General features: G+C 67.6%; 22 protein-coding genes and 1 pseudogene. 12 read left to right on the forward strand and 11 right to left on the reverse strand.

All coding sequences use genetic code 11. The features are described 5' to 3' along the window. Together DNK54_RS15950 and DNK54_RS21325 are read right to left on the reverse strand one after the other, a co-directional pair. Entirely contained in the window at positions 1–1077 is a 1077-nt protein-coding gene (locus DNK54_RS15950) for an SGNH/GDSL hydrolase family protein (protein WP_110207998.1), read from the reverse strand. Between the two features lie 133 nt (positions 1078–1210). Continuing rightward, entirely contained in the window at positions 1211–2299 is a 1089-nt protein-coding gene (locus tag DNK54_RS21325) for a GNAT family N-acetyltransferase (RefSeq protein WP_239460149.1), read from the reverse strand. A 91-nt stretch (positions 2300–2390) separates the two neighbouring features. Between DNK54_RS21325 and DNK54_RS15960 the strand changes: the two genes are divergently transcribed. Then, on the forward strand, positions 2391–3344 hold the full coding sequence (locus DNK54_RS15960) for a DUF1707 SHOCT-like domain-containing protein (RefSeq protein ID WP_110207999.1): 954 nt from the start codon (positions 2391–2393) through the stop codon (positions 3342–3344). A 388-nt stretch (positions 3345–3732) separates the two neighbouring features. Here the strand turns inward: DNK54_RS15960 and DNK54_RS15965 are convergent, their stop codons facing one another. Further along, entirely contained in the window at positions 3733–4197 is a 465-nt protein-coding gene (locus DNK54_RS15965; RefSeq protein WP_110208000.1) for a hypothetical protein, read from the reverse strand. A 75-nt stretch (positions 4198–4272) separates the two neighbouring features. On the opposite strand from DNK54_RS15965, the gene DNK54_RS15970 reads away from it, so the two are divergent. From DNK54_RS15970 to DNK54_RS15980, 3 genes are all read left to right on the forward strand, one after another. Then, the gene (locus tag DNK54_RS15970) at positions 4273–4611 is read left to right on the forward strand and encodes a VOC family protein (protein WP_239460142.1); all 339 of its coding nucleotides are present in this window, start codon (positions 4273–4275) and stop codon (positions 4609–4611) included. Positions 4612–4649: 38 nt separating this feature from the next. Further along, positions 4650–5273, forward strand: coding sequence for an FMN-binding negative transcriptional regulator (locus DNK54_RS15975; protein WP_110208002.1), 624 nt, complete (start codon positions 4650–4652; stop codon positions 5271–5273). Between the two features lie 62 nt (positions 5274–5335). Continuing rightward, positions 5336–5557 (forward strand): hypothetical protein, encoded by a 222-nt coding sequence (locus DNK54_RS15980; protein WP_110208003.1) that lies wholly within the window; start codon positions 5336–5338, stop codon positions 5555–5557. Between the two features lie 11 nt (positions 5558–5568). Here DNK54_RS15980 and DNK54_RS15985 read toward each other — a convergent pair whose 3' ends face one another. Further along, on the reverse strand, positions 5569–7488 hold the full coding sequence (locus DNK54_RS15985) for a hypothetical protein (RefSeq protein ID WP_110208004.1): 1920 nt from the start codon (positions 7486–7488) through the stop codon (positions 5569–5571). Between the two features lie 100 nt (positions 7489–7588). Between DNK54_RS15985 and DNK54_RS15990 the strand changes: the two genes are divergently transcribed. Beyond that, positions 7589–7909: a YciI family protein gene (locus tag DNK54_RS15990; RefSeq protein WP_110208005.1), complete on the forward strand. Its 321-nt coding sequence runs from the start codon at positions 7589–7591 to the stop codon at positions 7907–7909. 16 nt (positions 7910–7925) lie between these two features. On the opposite strand, the gene DNK54_RS15995 is transcribed toward DNK54_RS15990, so the two are convergent. The 3 genes from DNK54_RS15995 to DNK54_RS16005 form a co-directional block, all read right to left on the reverse strand. Beyond that, a complete protein-coding gene (locus DNK54_RS15995) occupies positions 7926–8927 on the reverse strand; it encodes a diaminopimelate dehydrogenase (protein WP_110208006.1) in 1002 nt (333 codons plus the stop codon). 106 nt (positions 8928–9033) lie between these two features. Beyond that, on the reverse strand, positions 9034–9522 hold the full coding sequence (bfr, locus tag DNK54_RS16000; RefSeq protein WP_110208007.1) for a bacterioferritin: 489 nt from the start codon (positions 9520–9522) through the stop codon (positions 9034–9036). A gap of 95 nt (positions 9523–9617) precedes the next feature. After that, positions 9618–9821 (reverse strand): (2Fe-2S)-binding protein, encoded by a 204-nt coding sequence (locus DNK54_RS16005; RefSeq protein WP_110208008.1) that lies wholly within the window; start codon positions 9819–9821, stop codon positions 9618–9620. A gap of 135 nt (positions 9822–9956) precedes the next feature. Between DNK54_RS16005 and arfB the strand changes: the two genes are divergently transcribed. Continuing rightward, the gene (gene arfB / locus DNK54_RS16010; RefSeq protein ID WP_110208175.1) at positions 9957–10397 is read left to right on the forward strand and encodes an alternative ribosome rescue aminoacyl-tRNA hydrolase ArfB; all 441 of its coding nucleotides are present in this window, start codon (positions 9957–9959) and stop codon (positions 10395–10397) included. A gap of 106 nt (positions 10398–10503) precedes the next feature. After that, positions 10504–10608 (forward strand): annotated as a pseudogene (locus tag DNK54_RS21560) (YdeI/OmpD-associated family protein); the annotation flags it as partial. On the opposite strand, the gene DNK54_RS16020 reads toward DNK54_RS21560, so the two are convergent. From DNK54_RS16020 to DNK54_RS16030, 3 genes are all read right to left on the reverse strand, one after another. Next, positions 10589–10891, reverse strand: a complete 303-nt coding sequence (locus tag DNK54_RS16020; RefSeq protein ID WP_275426275.1) for a GyrI-like domain-containing protein — start codon at positions 10889–10891, stop codon at positions 10589–10591. The pseudogene DNK54_RS21560 and the gene DNK54_RS16020 sit on opposite strands and share 20 nt — an antisense overlap. Positions 10892–11121: 230 nt before the next feature. Next, positions 11122–12072 carry a hypothetical protein gene (locus tag DNK54_RS16025; protein ID WP_110208009.1) on the reverse strand — a complete coding sequence of 317 codons (951 nt, stop codon included), beginning with the start codon at positions 12070–12072 and terminating at the stop codon, positions 11122–11124. Then, positions 12069–12623 (reverse strand): hypothetical protein, encoded by a 555-nt coding sequence (locus DNK54_RS16030; protein WP_110208010.1) that lies wholly within the window; start codon positions 12621–12623, stop codon positions 12069–12071. The genes DNK54_RS16025 and DNK54_RS16030 overlap by 4 nt, the downstream gene beginning before the upstream one ends. Before the next feature lie 125 nt (positions 12624–12748). Here DNK54_RS16030 and hsdR point away from each other — a divergent pair, with 125 nt between their 5' ends. From hsdR to DNK54_RS16055, 5 genes are all read left to right on the forward strand, one after another. Further along, positions 12749–15115, forward strand: a complete 2367-nt coding sequence (hsdR, locus tag DNK54_RS16035; RefSeq protein WP_204164641.1) for an EcoAI/FtnUII family type I restriction enzme subunit R — start codon at positions 12749–12751, stop codon at positions 15113–15115. Between the two features lie 72 nt (positions 15116–15187). Then, complete coding sequence (locus DNK54_RS16040) at positions 15188–15778, forward strand: type IV toxin-antitoxin system AbiEi family antitoxin domain-containing protein (protein WP_110208177.1); 591 nt, start codon at positions 15188–15190, stop codon at positions 15776–15778. Then, entirely contained in the window at positions 15775–16629 is an 855-nt protein-coding gene (locus tag DNK54_RS16045) for a nucleotidyl transferase AbiEii/AbiGii toxin family protein (protein ID WP_110208011.1), read from the forward strand. Before DNK54_RS16040 ends, DNK54_RS16045 begins: the two co-directional genes overlap by 4 nt. Further along, positions 16626–18122 carry a class I SAM-dependent DNA methyltransferase gene (locus tag DNK54_RS16050; RefSeq protein WP_204164642.1) on the forward strand — a complete coding sequence of 499 codons (1497 nt, stop codon included), beginning with the start codon at positions 16626–16628 and terminating at the stop codon, positions 18120–18122. The genes DNK54_RS16045 and DNK54_RS16050 overlap by 4 nt, the downstream gene beginning before the upstream one ends. Beyond that, entirely contained in the window at positions 18122–19264 is a 1143-nt protein-coding gene (locus tag DNK54_RS16055; RefSeq protein ID WP_110208012.1) for a restriction endonuclease subunit S, read from the forward strand. The genes DNK54_RS16050 and DNK54_RS16055 overlap by 1 nt, the downstream gene beginning before the upstream one ends. Here the strand turns inward: DNK54_RS16055 and DNK54_RS16060 are convergent. Further along, positions 19257–19913, reverse strand: coding sequence for a JAB domain-containing protein (locus DNK54_RS16060; RefSeq protein ID WP_110208013.1), 657 nt, complete (start codon positions 19911–19913; stop codon positions 19257–19259). The two genes, DNK54_RS16055 and DNK54_RS16060, sit on opposite strands and share 8 nt — an antisense overlap. Between the last annotated feature and the right edge of the window lie 14 nt (positions 19914–19927).

Below are 19927 nucleotides of genomic sequence, written 5' to 3' on the forward strand. Positions count from 1 at the left end.
TCACCGACGCTCGGTGCGTACCTGCTTGAGGACCGCCCGGAACTGCGCGCGGGCACCGGCCGCGTTGGGGTGCGCCGGCACGACCACGCCGAGGTCGTTGATGGTGACGCCCAGGGCCTCGGCGTAGCGGACCGTAGGCGAGGCGCAGACGTCGTGGCCGATCGTCGGCGTGAAGGTGTCGGCAACCTCCGCCTTGGTCTTGCGTGCGGCCTTGTCGAGCATCTTGTTGAGGCGCAGGAAGGACTTGTGCAGGTAGGCCATGTCGGTGTCGGTGATCGGTACCAGCGGCCAGCAGCCCTTCTTCGGGACCGCGTTGAGGTAGTTGACCAGGATGACGCGAGCGTGGGGCGAGCGCTTGCGCACCTGCCGGACCGCCTTGACCAGCTTGGGCAGCGACTGGTCGATCGCGACCTTCAGCTGATCGACACCGCCCTTGGTGAAGTAGGGCTTGCAGGAGCCGAGCGGAAGCTTCTGCCCGAGCAGGGGGATCGGCAGGTCCGGGAGGGTCGGCAGCGCCTCGATCCCGGGAAGGTTGAACGGGAGCACCGAGAGGCAGTCGAAGGCCGCTGCCGCGATGCCGGCGTCGTTGCCGCCGATGCCCATCGTCACCAGATCGGTGCGCTTGGTGAGGCGGTCGAACTGGGGCGGGTTGGTGCCGCCCAAGGGCAGCTTCTGGGACTTCGTGAAGTGGACGGTCGTCGCCGAGCCGCAGGTTGCGTCCCGGAATCGCTTCACCTTCAGCTCTTTGGCGAGCAGCTTCGGATAGTTGACCGGGGACTGGAAGCAGTCGATCGGGGCGTAGGTCTTGTCGGGCAGCCCGTTGACGTCGATGAACATGGTGTCGGCCGACCAGGAGTCGCCGAGCGCGACGTACTCGCGGATCTTGCGCTTCTTCTTGGTCTTCTTCGTCGACACCTTCTTCGCCGCAGGTGCAGACGCAGCCGGCCCGGAGGCGGCGGCCGATGCCGTGGCCGGCGCAGCCGTGGACACTGTCTGCCCAGCCGGGCCGAAGGTCAGTAGGGCGGTCACCATCGCCGCCGTGGTGGCGATCCCCGCCAGCCGTCGTGTGCCTCGCATAACGCTCCCTCGCCGCGATCACGCCTTCGTGACCGACCTCTGTGGGGCCAACGACCCACTCAGGTGTGGGTCACGCTACGAGGCCACGGCGCAGGGCCCGCGTGACAGCGGGAGGGGCGGGGAAGGAAGGCGGTCAGTAGCCGGTGACACCGTCGAGACGCTCCCGCAGCAGGTCGGCGTGACCGAGGTGGCGGGCGTACTCCTCGATCATGTGGAGGTAGACCCAGCGCAGGTTGACCTGCTTGCCGTGCCGCAGCCCGGGGAGCGGGACGTCGAGGTCGCTCACCTCTGCGGCGAACCCGCGGGCCCGCACCAGCTCCTGCTCGTAGCGCTCCAGCTCGCCCCAGACGGTCTCCGGCGAGACCGCGTCGAAGTCCCCGTCGGGACCGGTCTCCTTGTAGAGCAACGGCTCCTCCCGGGCTGCGACGGTGTTGGCGAACCAGGCCTGCTCCACCATCGTCAGATGACGGACCAGGCCGGCCAAGGTGAGGGAAGACGGCTCGATCGCCGGGCAGCAGAGCTGGTCGGCGGACAGTCCGGCGACCTTGCGTGGCAACGTCTGCCGGTAGAGCTCCAGCCACCCTTCGAGGCCGGCGCGGTCGCCGTCCAGCTTCCCCGGCGGCGTACGGCGTCCCGCGGGTTCCGGCGCTCGCCGCGGGTCCTCGCGGCGAGCCTTCCACTCGTCGGCGAGCAGGGCGAAGACCCAGTTGTCGGTCCACTCCCCCTTGCTCCACCAGCTGCTCCGGTGCGCACCCTCGAGCGTCATGCCCAGGCGGCGGGCCAGTCGTGCCGACGAGGTGTTGCGCGGGTCCATCTGGGCGACGGCACGGTGCCATCCGAAGCCGAAGACGATCTCGAGGACCTTCTCCACCGCCTCGGTCGCGAAGCCGCGGCCGGCGTACTCCGGGTGGAAGACCCACCCCAGCTCCCCCTGCCACGCCTCCCGGTCAGTGGGCCACGCGCCGATGTCTCCGATCAGGGTTCCCTCGAACTCGACGGCCAGAGCGAGGACGTCCTCGGGGCCCCCGAGACTGGTGCTTCCCAGGCGCTTCTCGACCTGCTTGACCGCGTCGTCGCGGGTCCATGGCCCGACCAGCAGGTAGCGCGCCACCTCGGGAAGGGACTGGTAGGCGAGCATCGCGTCGACGTCGTCGCGACGGAAGGGCCGCAGCACCAGCCGCTCGGTGCGGATCGGCTCGGTCACGGGAAGGCGCACAGGCATCGAGGACACGGCGACCACGCTAGCGGGTCGCACCGTTAGAGTTCGGGGGCATTTTCTTGGGAGTTGCACGGCGAGCGCGGGAGGCGACGGCATGGCGGTGCGGGCACGCGACAAAGACCGCAACCAGGTCGTCGAGACCCTGCAGCAGGCGTTCGTCGACGGTCAGATCGATGCGGAGGAGTTCGAGCGCCGCAACACGGCGGCGTTGTCGGCGGTGCACATCAGCGAGCTGGAACGGCTGATCCGTGACCTGCAGGGCGCGAAGCCGCTGGCCCCCGACCTGCCGGAGCTGGCGGAGCGCACGGTGCGGCCCGCCTCCGCGGCTGCTGCGACACCGGTGGCGAAGGGCGTCAGGACCGCCGCGCTGGTGGCCGTCAGTCTCGCCGTGGCAGCCGTCGTCGTGGTCCCGATCGTGCTGGCCGGCAACGACGACGCCGACCACACCCCGTTCTCCAGCGAGGTGCAGCGGGAGGAGGACAAGGCGATCGAGCACGCCGCCACGATGACCGTGCCGTGGAGCCGGGTGAAGGACGAGCTGAGCAGTCGTGCCTGGGCAGACGGCACCTACTCACCGGTCAAGGGTCTCGGGGTGTGGCGGATCGAGGCCGACGCCATCAAGGCGGTCTTCGCGCACTGGGAGAAGGCGTTCGAGTCGCCGTACGTGCGCTCCTTCTCGTTCTGGCCCACCTACCTGACCGCCGAGCGTCCGCTGGGCCGCTCCCGGCCCCGGATCGAGGAGTGGCGTCTCGAGAACGGCAAGCGAGGCCTCGAGCTCTTCGACGAGGCCGAGAACGGGGAGCGCGACCTCGACCTCTTCGACCTGCACGACCTCGACGTCGACACGCTGATGGACAACATCGAGCGGGCCAAGACCACTCTCAACGTCGAGGACGCGAAAGTCAGCTGGATCGACGTCGGGATCTCCAGCAGCGAGGGCGTGCCGATCGTCAAGATCTGGGTGACCAACACCTACGAGGAGACCGCCTCCATGGAGACCGCCCTCGACGGGCGAATCATCACCGAGTGGCCGCACACGGCCACCTGACGCGGGCACGACGCTCCCCGACGCATCGCGGGCGCGCACCTGGGTACTGGCCGGGTGCACCCGAACGACGCCCAGCGTCGGGAAGGGGACGAGATGCCGGTAGCGCTCCAACCCCTGACCTGGTCAGGACCCGAGGAGATGAGGACCGATGAGCGCACACAAGGATGAGGACGTACCCCGCAAGAGCGCGCTGTCCTGGTGGCTGTGGATCGCCATCGCGGTGGGCGCGGCGATCATGCTCGGCGTGTGGTGGCTCGCGCGGTGACCGTCCGGTCCTGACCCCATGATCCGGTGGGCCGGGGGTCCCGAGCGGCAGAGTCTGCCTCGGCCCACCACCGGGTCGTCGCCGTGCACCCCTCCCTAGTGAGCCGCGGCGACGACCCACCTCTCAGCCCGGGTGCGACTCTCGCAGATGCGAGAGCGCGAACCACTGGTCGTGCGCGCCCGGGGTCAGCATCAGCGGCAGGTCCGCCGACGACTCGTCCTCGAGCTCGATGCGCACATAGCGGTAGCCGCGCCAGCCCGAGGTCGTCTGCACCGAGAGATCGCGCACCGCCGACCAGGCGACATCCCGGTCGGACAGGTGGATGCCCTCCGCATCGACAACCACGGAGCCGCCCGGCAGCAGCTGACGTACGCCGAGCACCAACCCCATGACCAGCAACGGACTGAAGATGACCACGCCGAGATAGCCGGGGCGCGGATCGCTGCTGCCGATCAGGTCGACGAACAAGGCCACGAAGGCGACGGTGAACGCCAGCGCCACGACGCCCACCTTCCAGGAGCGGCGAAGGACGACGCGGCCATCCCGCTCGTAGCGGGTGACCAAGGCACGTGCCTCGGGGGTCAGCATGCGGCGTGGAGGGAGTCGTTCATGGTGCGCTCAGGGTACGTGTGCTGTGCTGGGAGCGTGTCTGTGGAACGGATCATGCCCATCCTGACCGTCACCGACCTCCCGGCGGCGGTTGCGGAGCACCAAGCCGTGCTGGGTCTCGACGTGGTGATGGACCATGGTTGGATCGTCACTCTCGCCGACCAGGAGGGTCGGCAGCTCAGCCTGATGACCCGCGATGCCACGGCACCGGTCAATCCCGACGTCTCGGTCTTCCTCGACTCCCGCGACTCCGTGGAGAAGGCGCTGGCCGAGGCGGTCATCGCTGGCTGCGAAGTCGTGCACCCGCTGAGCGAGGAGCCGTGGGGCGTGACCCGCTTCTTCTACCGCGACAGCAGCGGGCGCGTGATCAATGTGGGCACGCACACCCGCTGACCGGCTCCGCCTCCCGTGGGTGACGCACACTGGAGGCTATGTGGACCCCGCCCTACAACGTGATGGCCGACGACGAGCTCCGGCGTACCGTGCTGGAGGTCGGCTCTGCGGAGCTGGTGACCGTCGGGGCCGACGGGTTCCCGGTGGCGTCGCGGCTGCCGATGGTCTGGCGTGACGATCGGCTGCTCTTCCATCTCGCGGTGGCCAACCCGCAGTGGCGCGACCTCACGGACGGCTCCCCCGCCCTCGCCGTGGTCACCGGCCCCGAGGCCTACGTCACCCCCCGTTGGTACGCCGGCAAGCAGCTCCACGGCCGCGAGGTGCCGACCTGGAACTACTCGGCGATCCACTTCCGCGGGCGGGTCGAGGTGTATCGCGATCCGGAGCGGTTGCGGGCTGCCGTCTCCGAGCTCACCGACCTGCAGGAGGCAGCCCGACCCGACCCGTGGGCGGTCGGTGACGCACCCGACTCGTTCGTCGACCAGATGGTGAAGGCGATCGTCGGCATCGACCTGGTGGTCGAGCAGATCTCGGCGCGGGCCAAGCGCAGCCAGAACCGCACCCTGGAGGACCGGCGGTCGGTGATCGACGGGTTGTCCGCAGGCACCTCGCGCGAGCGGCAGATGGCCGAAGCGATGACACGGGACCTGGAGGGACGGTAACCACGCGGTCACGGCAGCGGAATCCGGTTGCCTCGACTCGCCGTCCCAGGGATGCTGCCCTGATGGGCGAAGCGAGCGGGTTCAGCTATCGGGTGCGCGGCGACGGGAGCGTGGTGATCACCCACCAGGGCCGGGCGGCCGGCGTGCTGCGCGGCGGCCGGGCCGCCGAGTTCCTGGCCGAGGTCGAGGACGACCCTCAAGGCACGATGGCGCGCTGGACCGGCAACTACAAGCATGGCAACGAGCGCGTGGCGCGCCAACACCCCCGCAACCGCGGCCGCTGATCTGCGGCCGCCTAGGACGGGACGCCGGTCGACGCAGCCGGCTCGTCCGTCGCCTGGGCCGTGGCGAGGCAGTAGGTGGAGGCGATCATCACGAGCGGCCACAGCAGCGCCACCACGACCGGCGGCACCGCATTGAGGATGACGAACGGAGCCGGATAGACCAGGAAGAGCAGGGCAGCGATCAGCAGGCCGGTGGTGGTGAGCAGCAGCAGGCCCAACACCGTGACGGGGAGGACCGTCCGCCACGCACGCCGTGCCAGGGCGAGGCTGCGCCACCAGGCCGGGAAGCCGCGGGTCTCCTCCAGCACCATGAGCGGGAGCAGCAGTGTCCAGCCGGCGAGCAAGGCCAGGGCGATGGGTGTCAGCACGAGTGAGCCGAGGCAGAAGACGATGACCGCCCCGGCCACCACCATCGGCCCCGCGGCAGCCACCGCCTTCCGCCACGACGCGGCGTACGCCGTGCGCGCGGTCACCGGCCGTCCCTGCGCGAGTGCGCCGATCGCATGGACGGTGGCGGCTGCGGCAGCGAGCAACGCGGCCAGCGCGGCCGCCATCAGCAGCGCCTGCCACCACCAACGCACCCCGGAGACGAAGCCGAGCGAGCGGGCAGCGATGGCGACCAGGGTGATGCCCAGCATCGGGCCCGAGATCTGGACGAACAGCGGAGCGTGACGGCGGAACATCGCCCACGACGCCGCAGCCACCTGGCCCGCCGAACGCCGGCGCCGTAGCGGGAGCACGTCGGTCTCCCACGCCGTACGGCGCAGCAGCCAGCGCATGCCGAGCAGCGCGACGCCGAGGAAGACGAGCACCGAACCGGGCGAGGAGACGTAGCGGCGGAAGAGATCGCTGCCCGTGCCGACCGCTGAGCAGTAGGTCTCGGTGACACCGGAGCTGATGCTCCCCGACCCGGGCACCTTGAAGCTGCTCTCGCGTGCCTTCGCCGACCAGCTGAACGGACGGTTCCAAGCCTGCTTGCGGTTGGGGCCGGTCGGGCCCTCGTAGAAGCGTCGCGGACCGACCTCACCCCAGTGACCGCGGTACTGCGTCCAGGGGAACTGCTCGGCGGCAGCCGCCTCGTCGGTGGGGATCGTCTTGACCAGCGGCTCGATCGCCACCTGGTCGCCCGCCGTGCTGTCACAGCCGAAGCCGAGCTCGGCGTTGTTGCCCATGTAGAGGCCACTGGCGAACTGGTTGGCGTGCGACCCGGCGGAGACGTAGACGACCGGGTGGGTGTCGGCGTGGATCTCCAGCTTGCCCTCCGGCTCCTCGCCCCAGTCGGCGTACTCCGCCCCGTAGTGCTGGGAGTAGACGGCCCGGACCGGAAGGAGGTCGAGCGCCTCCTCGGCGGAGCTGGCCTCGAACTCGAGCTGGATCCGCTCCCAGTCGGTCTCGTGCTTGTTGTTGTAGTCGTTGAACGGATAGAAGAAGAAGTACTGCAGGGCGAGCTTGCCCTCGTGACCTTCCTGGAAGGCGACCCGCGCGTAGATCGTGGGGGTGGCGTCCTCGCCCCACTGCTCGTTCGCCCACTTCTCATAGCTGCAGCCGGGCGCGAGCGGGTCGCCCGGGAGGTCGAGCGCGTAGCCCGGCAGTCCCTGCGCCACGTCCTCGACGCTCGGTGCGACCTTGACGAGGTCGTGGTCGGTCCACGGGCCGCGCAGCGCCACCGTCGGGTTGTCGAACATGACGTCGACATCGCTCGGCAGGTAGGGCTCCCCCGGTCCGCAGCTCTCCCTCTGTTCGACGAGGCTCATCACCGGCGCGAACCGCTCCGCCAACGCCGCCTCCGGGCTCGCGGGAGCCGACACCGCGTCCTCCTCGGCGCGCGTAGGGGCTACCGCCTGCGCCGGGACGGTCAAGGCCAGGTGACCGGCAACGGCTGCCGTCGCGATCACCACCCTGCCGAACCGCGCACTCCAGGACGCTGCCATCCCACTCCTCCAGCCCGGGAACGTTGTCCGCAGGGTCGTGGTGGAGGACAGTGTTTGTCAATCGACGCCGGTTCCGGCCGGCCGATCACCGGGAGGCACCATGACCGACGACTCCGCGACCTGGGTGGTCCTCACCCACACGCCCGGTCCGACGGTGAGCGGACCGATCTTCGGGGATCCCCGCTTCGCGCACCACCGCGCCTTCCTCCGCGCGATGCACGAGCGCGGCTGGCTGGTCGCGGCGGGCCCCTTCTCCGACCGCCCGGCCGAGGGGATGACTCTGCTCCGCATCCCCGAGCCCGACGCGCTCGAGCTGGCGACCGACCACGCGGAGGCAGACCGATCGGTCGTCGAGGGGCTCTTCAACCTCGAGGTCCGGCCGTGGACGGTCATGCTGGAGTCGGAGCGCCTCCGCCGCTGAGCGGGGTGCCAGAGAGTCAGAGCAGCGCGGTGCGCAGCTCGGCTGGCGACTTCGGCGACAGCAGGCCAGGAGCGACGTCGAACGGCGTGACGGCGCCGTACCGCTGCTGCTGGTACAGCCGGTGCGTCGCGCGCGCGTAGGCGACAAGCACGCTGGCGGTGAACTCCGGGTTGCTTGCCAGCTCGAGGCGGTACTCGATCAGTTGCGTGTGGTCCGGCCCGGTGGCGCCGCTGCGCACCACGAAGCCGCCGTGCGGCATGGTGGAGTGGTCGCGTGCCAGCTCCTCCGCGGAGACGAAGTGCACCGTGGTCTCGAACGGCTCGAAGTAGTGCGGCATGCCCGTGATCGCCTCGCGCACGACCGCCGGGTCCGCGCCCTCCGCGAGGACGACGAAACACTCGCGAGTGTGCTTCTCCCGGGTGCTCAGCTCGGGCAGCACACCGCTGCGGACCTGCTCGATCGCCTTCGGCGAGGGGTGCGTGTACTGCACTGCGGCCGCCACGCCGGGGATCCGACGTACGGCGTCGGAGTGGCCCTGGCTGAGCCCGGATCCCCAGAAGGTGTAGGTCTCCCCTCGCGGGAGGATCGCCTCTCCGAAGAGCCGGTTGATCGAGAAGAGGCCGGGATCCCAACCGGTCGAGATCAAGGCAGTCCGGCGACCGGTCCGTGCCGCCTCGTCGACCGCGGCGAAGTAGGCCGGGATCTCGGCGTGCGTGTCGAAGCTGTCAACGGTGTTGAAGTGGCTCGCCAGCTCCGGGCCCTGCTGGGGAAGATCGCTCTTGGACCCCCCGCAGAGGATCGCCACGTCGACGCTGTCGGCGCGGTCGAGGAGGTCCGCGATCGCGAACACCTCGGTCCCGGCGACGGCCGGCTGGACGCTCGCCGGGTCGCGACGCGTGAAGACGCCGACCGTAGTCATGTCGGGGCAGGCCGAGACGGCGAGCTCGACGCCGCGACCGAGGTTGCCGTGGCCGACGATGGCGATCCTGATGGGTGCGGGCGACGTGCTGTCCGTGATTGCTACTGCGCTCCCTCGACGTGCTCGGCTCCTGGGCCCGAGCGTGAAGGCGACACGCTAGTGGGTCCTCCCGACGGCGCGTCGACCAGGGCGCCGAAGCCGCTGGCTACTCCGGCCCCTCGCCAGCGGCGATGTGCTGGGCGAGGTACTGCGACGCGCCGACCCGGCTGATCGCGTCGAGCTGGCTCTCGAACCAGTCCGCGTGCTTCTCCTCGTCGCGGACCATCTCTTCGAAGACGGCCGCTGTGCCGTGGTCGCCGAGGTCGTGACACTCCTGAGCCGCGGCGTTGAACTGGGCGACAGCGGCGCGCTCGCTCGCCAACGCGAGGTCGAGCATCTCCTCAGCGGTCTCGCCGACCTGGATGGCACCGAGCCGCTGCACGTTGGGGTGCCCGTCGAACATCAGGATCCGGTTGATCAGGTCGTCGGCGTCCCGCATCTCGTCGATGGAGAGGTCATAGAAGACCTTGCCGAGCTTCGGCAGACCCCAGTTGTCGAGCATGCGCGCATGCAGGAAGTAGGTGTTGGTGACGGTGAGCTCGAACGTGAGCGCCTCGTTGAGGAGGTCAACGACGCGAGGATCGACTGGCTGCATGGACGCACCTCCGGCGATGGGAAACCCTGTTACCGATGCTGGCACACCACCCCTGTGGTGAGGACAGACTCAGAACCCGATCAATGCGCGAAGCGTCAGCTAGCGGCGCCGTCGGCCTGGAGGTGCAGGCACTCCTGCCGGTGATGCTGTTGCACCAGCGTCTTGACCGAGAAGATGCAGCTCCCGCAGTCCTGGGCGGCTCCGGTCGAGCGACACACCGCTCCCACCGACCGCGCGCCATCTGCCAAGGCAGCATCGACGTCACGGTCGGTGACGACGCGGCACTGGCAGACGATCATGGAGGTAGGTTAGCCGAACCTAAGTGATTCGGGGATGTCGGTCTCATCACGCCGTCGCGACCTGCTGGCTCGCCACCCTTCTTGGCTACGACGATCGCTGGGGTGGCGCCGTGCTTCTGCGGCAGACTGACGGGCGTGAACGACCTGCTCATCCCGCCCGGCCCGGGGGCGCCCCACGGACTGACGGTGCCCGCTGGCGAGTTGGTCGAGCAGTTTTCGCACGCGTCCGGGCCGGGCGGTCAGGGCGTCAACACCACGGACTCCCGCGTGCAGTTGAGCCTCGACGTCGGTACGACGTCAGCCCTGACCGAGGCTCAACGCGCGCTCGCGCTGCAACGACTGGCGACCCGACTGTCTGGAACCGTCCTCAGCGTCGCCGCCGCGGAGCACCGCTCCCAACGTCGGAACCGCGCCGCGGCCAGGGAGCGGCTTGCCGCGCTGCTGCGCGACTCGCTCGCGCCCGTCACCATTCGCCGCCCGACCCGACCCACCCGCGGCTCGCAGCGCCGACGCCTGGCCGCGAAGCGGGAGCGCTCCGAGATCAAGCAGAACCGCAAACCGCCGCCACGCGACTGACCCCCTCGCTCCCCTACCGTGGTGTGGGTACGGCGGAGCACGCGCTGACGACTTCACTGCCGCCCTCGATGAGAATCCACCTGCTCGCGCGGCGTACGACGCCCTCACCGACAGCCGCAAACGCGAGCATGTGCGCGCGATCGAGAGCGCGAAGAAGCCCGAGACCAGGCAGCGTCGCATCGAGAAGGCGATCACCGCGCTCCGGGGCTGAGGGTTGCCCGCTCGATCGGGAACCACAGCTCACAGGTGGCTGTGCTGAAGTCCGGTGCGCGGTCGAGAATCGCCACGATCGACGGCCCGGGGCGCAGCAGCCACGGGTTGGACGGAAACCACTCGGTCGCGGAGGCAGCGAACGCGTCCTGGAGCGCGGCCGGGTGGGGTCCCGACGTACGAAAGACGACCCAGGCGCCGGCCAGTAGGTCGATCACGTCCAGATCGGCGGGCACTTCGGCACTCGCATCGACTGCCACGCCGTGGAGGTAAGCGAGGGCCAGCCTTGCTCACACGTTGAAGCGGAACGATCACGCAGGGTATCGGTGGTCGTTGGCCATCGCTTGTCAATGCCGGAAAACACGGTCTGAACTGCGAAAACGTGTTCTCCGGACCGTTGAACGCCGTCGGCGAGAATCGGTCTCCGCCGGACCTCTTGCGGACTATTGCGGACCGCGAGGCGCATGACCGATACTTTGAGCCGCGCTCAGCACCGGAGCGCCTACTTACACGGCTACTTGCTGCGGCGAGAGAGCCGGTCTGCACGGCGTTCTTCGCCGCTGACGTCGTCCATGTACAGCCGGCCCTCGATCAGGTCGAGGGCCGCCTCGACCCCCTCCTCAGAGACGCAAATGACACCCGCAGAGTCGAGGATCGTGTCGGGATCGCTGAACCGCGCTTCCGCAGCGAGCCGCAACTTCGCGGCGTCGATGGTGACCCCATCAAAGAAGGCCGGGATCTTCGCCAGTCGCCGGGCGACATTGATCTTGCGTCTTGCTACGGCGATGAAGGCTGCGCTGGCGCCCGGGGTGAGACTCGACGAGCCGCCGAGAATGTCCTTCATGGCCGTGAGGTTGTCGGTGATCCCTGCGCTCGCCAGGCCGACGTCGTTGAGCAGAGTGCGAGCACTGTTCTCGTTGAGCATGTAGAGCTTGGAACCGTGGACTACGAGATCGACATCGGTGTCGAGGACGAAGTCGGGCCGGGCGGCGGACTTGAGCGTCTCTTCGTAGCGGAAGAACCGCTGCCCCTTTTCCAGGGTGGCTCGAGCGTTGCGCTTGCGGACGAAACCGATCTGATCGCCGTCGGCGCTTCCCCATACGATCGCGTAGAAGGCGTAATGATGCTCGGCCAGTTCGCTAGCGTTCAACAGTTCTTGCTGGTTGGACTCCTGCACCAGCTGAACCAGGGACGCGGACTCAAGGTCAACCGTCGACGAATCGTCCGAATCGACGCGGAACACCTGGTCCGACTCGAGGGTCGAGAAGGACTGATAGTCGCGGATCTCCGTGTCGTCGGCGTGGATGTGATCGAGGCATGCATCCGCGATTTCTCGCAGAGCCTCATGAGTGTCCTCATGCACATCCAGTCGGCGTCCATCGAGCTTCGATCGAGTGCGCCAGCCGACGAGCAGTCGGGGATCGGTGCCGAGGTCGCCGACGCTGAGCGGGAGTCCGTTTGTCATGGTGACCTTTCCAAGTAGCCGTCAGCGAGCCGCACGACGCTGACAGTATCCCCGACTCTCGGGAGTTGCCTGCAGATCAGGATCGCCGACTGCCGGTCGGTAGTTCCGGTGCCACGCCTCGTGTCGAAGTCGATACGCACGACACGCCTTCTCAGCAGGTACAGGGTGGGATTGACCAGGATCAAGTTTGACCTCATCGTCACGAGGGCGAGCACCAGGAAGTAGACGCAGTAGGCGACCCACACGCGCCACGATGCTTCGCCGAAGACAATGAACGGGAACAGGTAGGTAGCCAAGTAGCCGGCGGCCTGGGCGCCCTCGTCCTGTATCCCGGCGACCCTGAGCTCCACCGGAGAAACTCGACGGCCGCCTCGGAGTAGGCGTATCGCCAGGGCGAGTCCGAGGCCTCCGAGAACGGCGAATCCAACCGGGACGAACCAACTGCGCAGCTGCTCGTCGTTGCCCGGCGGGATCGCGCGGATCGCGAAGATCAGTGCGAGCGGACTGTAGGAGATCAAGAACAGCTGGATGCGCAACGCCGTCCCGGTCATGAGGTCACCTCCCGGCCAGGACGCTACCCGCAGGCTCCGACAGAACTGCGCGCCCGTCCGACGACCTCGACAAGGTCTCCGGTGAAACACGGATCCCGCCGCTCCACCTCCTCTAGCCTGAGGCCATGACGGGACGGAACGAGCGGGACACCTGCCGCGAGTTTGTCGTTCCAAGATTGGTGGAGTCCGGCTGGGAAGACAGCTTCCGGACCGAGTACGTGGTCCGCTCCGATCTAGCCACGAACACAACCCTCGGCGGCGACGGCCGAGTCGACTATCTGCTCGAGATCGTGCCCGGCCTGCCTGTCGGGGTCGTCGAGGCGAAGCGCGAGTACTCGAGCCCGGGACAGGGCCTGCAGCAGGCCATCGAGTATGCCGTCGCCCTCGACCTCCCCACAGCGATCGCCTCGGACGGTCACTCCATCATCGAGCGGGACCTGTCGACGGGGACCGAGCGACACCTGGATGCTTTCCCGACGCCGCCCGAGCTCTGGGATCGCTACGCGCGCCATCACCACCTAGATGAGGAGGCGCGCGCGGCGCTCACCCAGCCTTTGTCGCAAACGCTGACCAACGCCGACGGCTCCGTCCGCCAGTTGCGCTACTACCAGGTGGTCGCCATCAACCGCGTCCTGCGCGCGATCCTCGCCGGTCAGGACCGCGTACTCCTGCTGATGGCCACGGGCTCCGGGAAGACCCTCACGGCACTGCAGCTGTGCTGGAAGCTCCTGTCGTACTGGCAGGTCGTCGATGCCGAGCGACCTCGGCGGATCCTCTACGTCGCGGACCGCGACGCGCTCATCAAGCAACCCCTCGACGGCTACTTCCGACCCGTGTTCGGTGACGGCGCCACGCGCGTCCAAGGGCACGCCGTCATGGGTCGGGAGATCTATTTCGCCACCTACCAGTCCCTGAAGAACAGCAACGACGCTGAGTCGACATTCGAGGGCTATCCGCCGGACTTCTTCGACGTGGTGATCGTCGACGAGTGCCACCGCGGCTCCGTGCCGGGGTCGTCCTGGCGAGCGGTGCTCGACCGGTTCAACTCCGCAGTTCACCTCGGACTGACCGCGACGCCGAAGCGGGAGGAAAACGTCGACACCTACGACTACTTCGGTGAGCCGGTCTTCGAGTACTCCCTGCGCCGGGGCATCGAGGACGGCTACCTTGCCCCGTACACCGTGCGGCGCATCATCCTGACCCCGGACGCCGAGGGATGGCGGCCGGACCCCGGTGAGGTAGACACCTTCGGCCGGGACATCCCCGATGGCCTCTATACGACCCGTGACTTCGAGCGTCTCGTGTCACTCCTGCGCCGAACGGACGCGGCGGCTCGCCACCTCAGTCAGATCTTCCGCGATCGCCCCGGGCGTGCTGTCGTGTTCTGCGTCGACTCCGAACATGCGGAACAGATGCGGCAGGCCATGGTGGCGCACAATCCGTCAGAGGTGGCGGCCGATCCCTTCTGGGTGGTCCGGATCGTCAGCGCCGAAGGCGCGACCGGCCGGCGCCAGCTCGACCGCTTCAGCGACCCGGAGTCGTCGTCACCCGTGGTCGCCACCACATCGCGGATGCTGTCCACCGGCATCGATGTCCAGGACCTGAAGTACGTCGTCCTCTTCCGCCCGATCGGCTCGATGGTCGAGTTCAAGCAGATCGTCGGCCGAGGTTCCCGCCTTTACCCCGAGAACGACAAGTACTCCTTCGAGATCGTGGACTACGTCGGCGCGTCCGTCCTCTTCTCCGATCCAGGCTTCGACGGTGAGCCGGTGCGCCTCCGGACCGAGCGCATCGACGAGTCTGGCGAGATCGTCGAAGGCGAGCTCGGGGACGTTGCCCCCGAGATGCCGTCGCTCGGCGAACCCGAGCCTCGCTTCGACCGAACCCAGGCGGAAGGAGAACTCAACCAGCCTCCGGCGAGGAAGTACTACGTCGATGGCACCGAGGTCACTGTCACTGCAGAGGCCTACTACGTCGCTGACACGAGCACCGGCGCTCTCCGCCTGGTCGAGTACGCGGACTACCTCGCCGGACAGGTGCGCGTCCTGTGTCCGACCATCGATGACCTCCGCGCACGCTGGGCCGATCCCCAGCTACGAGCGGTTCTGGAGGAGGGCCTCGCCTCCCGCGGCGTGTCCATCGAGGAGATGTCCAGGCGCCTCGAGCTCGCGCCCGACACAGACCCCTTCGACGTCCTCGCACATGCCGCCTGGAACGTTCCTCAACGGACCAGGGCGGAACGCGCTCGGCTGGTGCGCGAAGACCACGCGAGCGACCTCGAGGAGCTCGTGCCGACCGCGCGCGAGATCATCTCCGCCCTCCTCGATCGCTACGAGGAGTACGGCGTCGAGGAAATGACCCACGTCTACGCCTTCCAGGTGCCGCCGCTGAGTAACTTCGGCTCACCGGTCGAAGCGGCACGACACTTCGGCGGCGCTGAAGGCTGGCGCCAAGCCATCAGCGAACTCCAGGGGTGGCTGTACTCAGCGTGAGTTTTATTTTCATGACCACCAATCCCATAAAACTAAAGTATAGATTGAGTTCGGATGCGCTATGCTCGAGCCATGGCTGGTACCCGACAGGATCTGCGGCTGGCGCTGCAACGCCTTGCCTTCAGCCAAGCTGGCTACTTCACCGCCGCCCAGGCTCTCGACCTCGGGTACAGCTATCAGGCACAGAAATACCACGCCGATAGTGGCAACTGGCTGCGGGTCGACCGTGGCCTGTTCCGACTCCCCGACTGGCCCTCCGCTCCCGAGGACCAGTGGGTGCGCTGGACTCTGTGGAGCGAGGGCCGTGGAGTTGTGTCGCACGACTCGGCGGCTCTCGTCCTCGACCTCGGCGAGCTCGATCCGCGCCACGTGCACCTGTCCGTGCCATCCGGGTTCCGCGCCGTCGATCCAGCGGTAGTCACGCATGTGTGCAACCTCCCTGACACGGACGTGCTCGACCGAGGCGCCTGGCGGGTGACCACACCGCTGCGGACTGTGCTCGATCTCGCGGCGGGCGACACCACGCAGGAGCAACTCGACGCTGCGGTCGCTGCCGCGCTCAACCAGGGGCTGACGACCGCGCGACGCATCCGCACTCGCTCCGACGAGGCCGGCGACCGGGCTGCCCTCCGTATCGAACGAGCCCTTGGGGCAATGTCATGAGCGTCGACCGAGCCCTTCGCGACAGCATCAACCACCGCCTCGCCAACGTCGCGGCAGAGCGACACGTCGCACCGGACCGCATCCACCGCCACTTCGCGTTCCAGCGGATCCTGGTTCGGCTATCCGCGACCGAGGGCTGGGTGCTCAAGGGCGGCTTCGCCCTCGAAGTCAGGCTCGGTCTCCAGGCACGGGCGACGAAGGACCTGGACCTAGCCGTGCTGGACGATCTCGACGGCGCCGAAGTGCAGGACCGGCTGCTCGATGCCCTCGACGTCGACGCGGACGACGGGCTGACCTTCCAGGTGTCCGCTCCGAAGGCCATCTCCCCCGACGAGGCCGGCAACCCCGGCTGGAAGTTCACCGTCACATCATTCCTCGGCGGCAAGGTCTTCGCGCCCCTGCGACTTGACGTCGTCGCGCGGAGCGCGGAGCTCGCCGGCGCCGTGGGCACGCTCGAGGTGCATCCGCCGATCCTCCCCGAGCGTCTGAGCAGCACCACGATGCCGGCGGTGGACGTCGCCCAGCACGCTGCCGAGAAGTTCCACGCGATGGCCCGCACGTACGCCGGCGATCGACCCAGCAGTCGGGTGAAAGATCTGGTCGACGTGGTGCTGCTGGCGGAGGCGGGACTGGTGCCGAATCCTGACCTGTCTGATCGACTGCGGACGGTCTGGCAGGTGCGCGACGGCGTGCCGCCACCCGAACAGATCCCCAGCTTCCCCGCGTCGTGGGAACACGACTATGCGGCCATGGCCAACGAGCTCGACCTGGGCATCGACTACCCGACTGCCCGCTCCACCGCCGAACGGATCTACGCCGAGGCGCTCGCCACCGAGGAGAATCACCAGTGACCCGTGCCGCCAAGGCCGCCGCCCAGACCCCACAGGCGCGCCTCGCGTCGGTCATCAAGTCCAGCCGGGACATCATGCGCAAGGACGCCGGACTCAACGGCGACCTCGACCGGCTTCCTCAACTCTCGTGGCTCCTCTTCCTCAAGGCCTTCGACGACCTTGAGCAGAACCGGATGATCGTCGACCCCGGCTATCGGCCGGCCCTCCCTGAAGAACTGCGATGGAGCGTATGGGCAGCAGATCCGACGACGCGTAAGCAGGGTGACGCGCTGATCAACTGGGTCAACGGCACCCTGCTACCCGGCCTCGGCAGGCTCAAGGGTTCCGGCCAGGCCGGTGACCCTCGCACCACGCTCGCGTCGGTGTTCAAGGAGACCAACAACCGGATGCTGTCCGGATATCTCCTTGGTGACCTCATCGACCAGATCGACAAGGTGCACTTCACATCCGCCGACGACATCCACACCATGGCGCACTTGTACGAGTCGATGCTGCGCGAGATGCGGGATGCTGCCGGAGACTCGGGTGAGTTCTACACGCCGCGGCCGGTGATCCGGCTGATGGTGGAGCAGGTCGATCCGCGGTTGGGCGAGACAGTGCTCGATCCAGCCGTAGGAACGGGCGGCTTCCTGGTTGAGGCATACGAACATCTGCGTGCGCAAGCTCGCTCTGCAACCGAGATCGCCAAGGCCAAGGACTCGATCATCGGCTTTGAGAAGAAGCCACTTCCCTACCTACTCTGCCAGATGAACCTGCTCCTGCACGAGGTGGAGCAGCCCAACGTCACCCGCACGAATTCTCTGACCTTCCCGCTGGCTGACCAGCGGAAGGCTGGGGTCGACGTGGTTCTGACCAACCCGCCGTTCGGGGGCGAGGAGGAGAGCAGCAGCCTGGAGAACTTCCCTGCCGACTCGAGGACAGCGGAGACCGCCTGGCTGTTCCTGCAGGTGGTGATGGCGCGCCTTGAGAAGAGGAGGGGCCGCTGCGGGATCGTCGTGCCCAACGGAGTCCTCTTCGCCAACGAGGGCGCGCCGGCACGGATCAAGAAGAAGCTCCTCACCGAGTTCAACCTGCACACCGTGGTGCGGCTGCCCAACGGCGTCTTCGCGCCCTACACGCTCATCCCCTCCAACCTGCTCTTCTTCGAGCACGGCGGACCCACGAAGGACATCTGGTTCTACGAGCAGCCCCTGCCGGAAGGGCGGAAGAACTACACCAAGACGAAGCCGCTGCGCTTCGAGGAGCTAGCTGGCCTTCAAGCCTGGTGGGGCGGTCGCGAACGGACCGGACGGGTAGAGAATGAGCACGCCTGGAAGGTCGATCCCGCGACGCTTGCCGCGAGTGGCTACAACCTGGACCTCCGCAACCCGCATCGTGCCGACGACCTGGCGCATCGCCCGCCCGAAGAGCTCGTCAAGGAACTGATCGCGGTCGAAGAGCAGATCCTCGCAGCCCTCCGCGACCTCCAGGTCGACCTGGCGAGCGAGGACTGATGGCGGTCCAACGCGTGCGAGTGGGGGATGTCTTATCGCTGCACCGCAATCCCGTTCCGATTGACGAGACAGAGAGCTACCGGCAAATCGGTCTCTACTCCTGGGGCAAGGGGTTCATCCACCGACCTCCCTGCCTCGGACTCGAACTCAGCAACCTTCGCTACTTTCAGGTCCCGGCTGGCGCACTCGTTCTTAGCAACATCCAGGCATGGGAGGCGGCACTTGCCGTGTCGACCGACGTTGAAACGGAATTCATCGGATCGAATCGCTTCCTGAGCTACGTGCCGCGAACCAGCGACGTTGATGTGCGCTACCTGCTGCATTACTTCCTCTCCGAACCGGGACTCCATCAGATACGTCAGGCTTCGCCAGGGACGCAGGTACGAAACCGCACACTGGGACAACAACTGTTCGAGCGCCTGGAAATCCCCTTGCCCGACGTACGTGAGCAACAACGCATCGCTGCTCGCCTAGACGGCGTGGCCTCTATGACTGCCCGCCTCGACCAGACGCGAGTACCGCTGGCGCGCGTCAAGGCGCGCATCTTGGCCAGGACGGAGATTTCGACTTGCCCTTCCCGACCCCTCAAGGACCTCCTGAAGTCAGCCAGAAGCCCGATCGAAGTCAAGCCCGACGAGTCTTACAGATCGTTGGGGGTGCGATCGTTCGGCAAGGGTCTGATTCGCTATCCGGCGACCAAAGGTGTCGACCTCTCCAAGCTTCGCTACTTTTCTGTTCGGCCAAGCCGTCTTGTGGTCAGCAACATCAAGGCTTGGGAGGGCGCCGTAGCCATGACCGGCGATGGCGACGAAGGACTGGTGGCGTCCAGCCGATTCCTTCAGTGGGAAGCCGCCGACCCAGCGGCCATCGACCTACAATATCTTCGGCTGTTCTTCGCCACGCCCATGGGTCTGTCGCTGCTTGGAAGGGCATCGCCGGGGTCAGCCGACCGGAACCGGACACTGTCCAGCCAGCGGTTCTTGGACATCGCCGTCCCGTTGCCGCCCCTCGATCAACAACGTCGTCTGGTCGACCTAGCCGCACAGATCGAGGCGATCGAGGCGCAGCTAGAACAACGTGACGCAATTTCGAGCGCGGTCCTCCCGGCGGCAAGGAACGAGGCATTCGCCGAACTCATCTGACGCTGCGCCAGGAACGATCCCCAATGACCACGTGATCGAGGAACCGAAGTCCGACCGCATCAGCGGCCCGTTCCACAGCGGCCGTTGCCTCTCGGTCTCGCGCACTCGGTATCGGATCGCCTGAGGGGTGATTGTGCGCCAGGGCGAACGCTCGACCGTCGTACCGCAGCACGGCCTGCAGCACCTCTCGGACAGGCAACGGACTCGAATCCAGGCCGCCGGTCGCAACGGGCACAAGCCGAAGCGCGCGATTGGCGGCGTCGGCCACCAGGACCACGACCTTCTCGCGCCTCTCACGGGCGAGCAACGGGGCGACCAGCTCTGCGATCGCGGCCGCGGAGTCCACGACACGGTTGACCGGCGCCGCAGTTGCCCGGGCAGCCAGCTCGAACGCGGCAACCAGGCGCGCTGCCTCTGGCGGACCAATGCCCGACGATCGCATCAGCTCCTCGGGAAACGTCGTCGCCAGGCCACTCAGTCCGCCGAACTCGACAATCAGTTCGTGACCCACCGCAACGTCGTCGCGTCCCTCAGCTTCGATGCCGGCGACCAGGGCAACCAGCTCGGCGTCGCTGAGCGCGCCAGGTCCCAGACGCAGGAGCCGCTCGCGCGGCTGGTCGCCGGCGAGCGTCCGCGAGCTGATCGACATCCCGCAACGCTAGG

It is taken from the genome of Nocardioides daejeonensis, assembly GCF_003194585.1.
In the GTDB taxonomy this organism is placed as follows: Bacteria; Actinomycetota; Actinomycetes; order Propionibacteriales; family Nocardioidaceae; genus Nocardioides; species Nocardioides daejeonensis.

Coding starts and splice junctions, on each gene's coding strand:
- DNK54_RS15950 (WP_110207998.1), bottom strand. CDS start 1,077: ATGCGAGGCACACGACGGCTGGCGGGGATCGCCACCACGGCGGCGATG.
- DNK54_RS21325 (WP_239460149.1), bottom strand. CDS start 2,299: ATGCCTGTGCGCCTTCCCGTGACCGAGCCGATCCGCACCGAGCGGCTG.
- DNK54_RS15960 (WP_110207999.1), top strand. CDS start 2,391: ATGGCGGTGCGGGCACGCGACAAAGACCGCAACCAGGTCGTCGAGACC.
- DNK54_RS15965 (WP_110208000.1), bottom strand. CDS start 4,197: ATGCTGACCCCCGAGGCACGTGCCTTGGTCACCCGCTACGAGCGGGAT.
- DNK54_RS15970 (WP_239460142.1), top strand. CDS start 4,273: ATGCCCATCCTGACCGTCACCGACCTCCCGGCGGCGGTTGCGGAGCAC.
- DNK54_RS15975 (WP_110208002.1), top strand. CDS start 4,650: ATGTGGACCCCGCCCTACAACGTGATGGCCGACGACGAGCTCCGGCGT.
- DNK54_RS15980 (WP_110208003.1), top strand. CDS start 5,336: ATGGGCGAAGCGAGCGGGTTCAGCTATCGGGTGCGCGGCGACGGGAGC.
- DNK54_RS15985 (WP_110208004.1), bottom strand. CDS start 7,488: ATGGCAGCGTCCTGGAGTGCGCGGTTCGGCAGGGTGGTGATCGCGACG.
- DNK54_RS15990 (WP_110208005.1), top strand. CDS start 7,589: ATGACCGACGACTCCGCGACCTGGGTGGTCCTCACCCACACGCCCGGT.
- bfr (WP_110208007.1), bottom strand. CDS start 9,522: ATGCAGCCAGTCGATCCTCGCGTCGTTGACCTCCTCAACGAGGCGCTC.
- DNK54_RS16005 (WP_110208008.1), bottom strand. CDS start 9,821: ATGATCGTCTGCCAGTGCCGCGTCGTCACCGACCGTGACGTCGATGCT.
- DNK54_RS16025 (WP_110208009.1), bottom strand. CDS start 12,072: ATGACAAACGGACTCCCGCTCAGCGTCGGCGACCTCGGCACCGATCCC.
- DNK54_RS16030 (WP_110208010.1), bottom strand. CDS start 12,623: ATGACCGGGACGGCGTTGCGCATCCAGCTGTTCTTGATCTCCTACAGT.
- hsdR (WP_204164641.1), top strand. CDS start 12,749: ATGACGGGACGGAACGAGCGGGACACCTGCCGCGAGTTTGTCGTTCCA.
- DNK54_RS16040 (WP_110208177.1), top strand. CDS start 15,188: ATGGCTGGTACCCGACAGGATCTGCGGCTGGCGCTGCAACGCCTTGCC.
- DNK54_RS16045 (WP_110208011.1), top strand. CDS start 15,775: ATGAGCGTCGACCGAGCCCTTCGCGACAGCATCAACCACCGCCTCGCC.
- DNK54_RS16055 (WP_110208012.1), top strand. CDS start 18,122: ATGGCGGTCCAACGCGTGCGAGTGGGGGATGTCTTATCGCTGCACCGC.
- DNK54_RS16060 (WP_110208013.1), bottom strand. CDS start 19,913: ATGTCGATCAGCTCGCGGACGCTCGCCGGCGACCAGCCGCGCGAGCGG.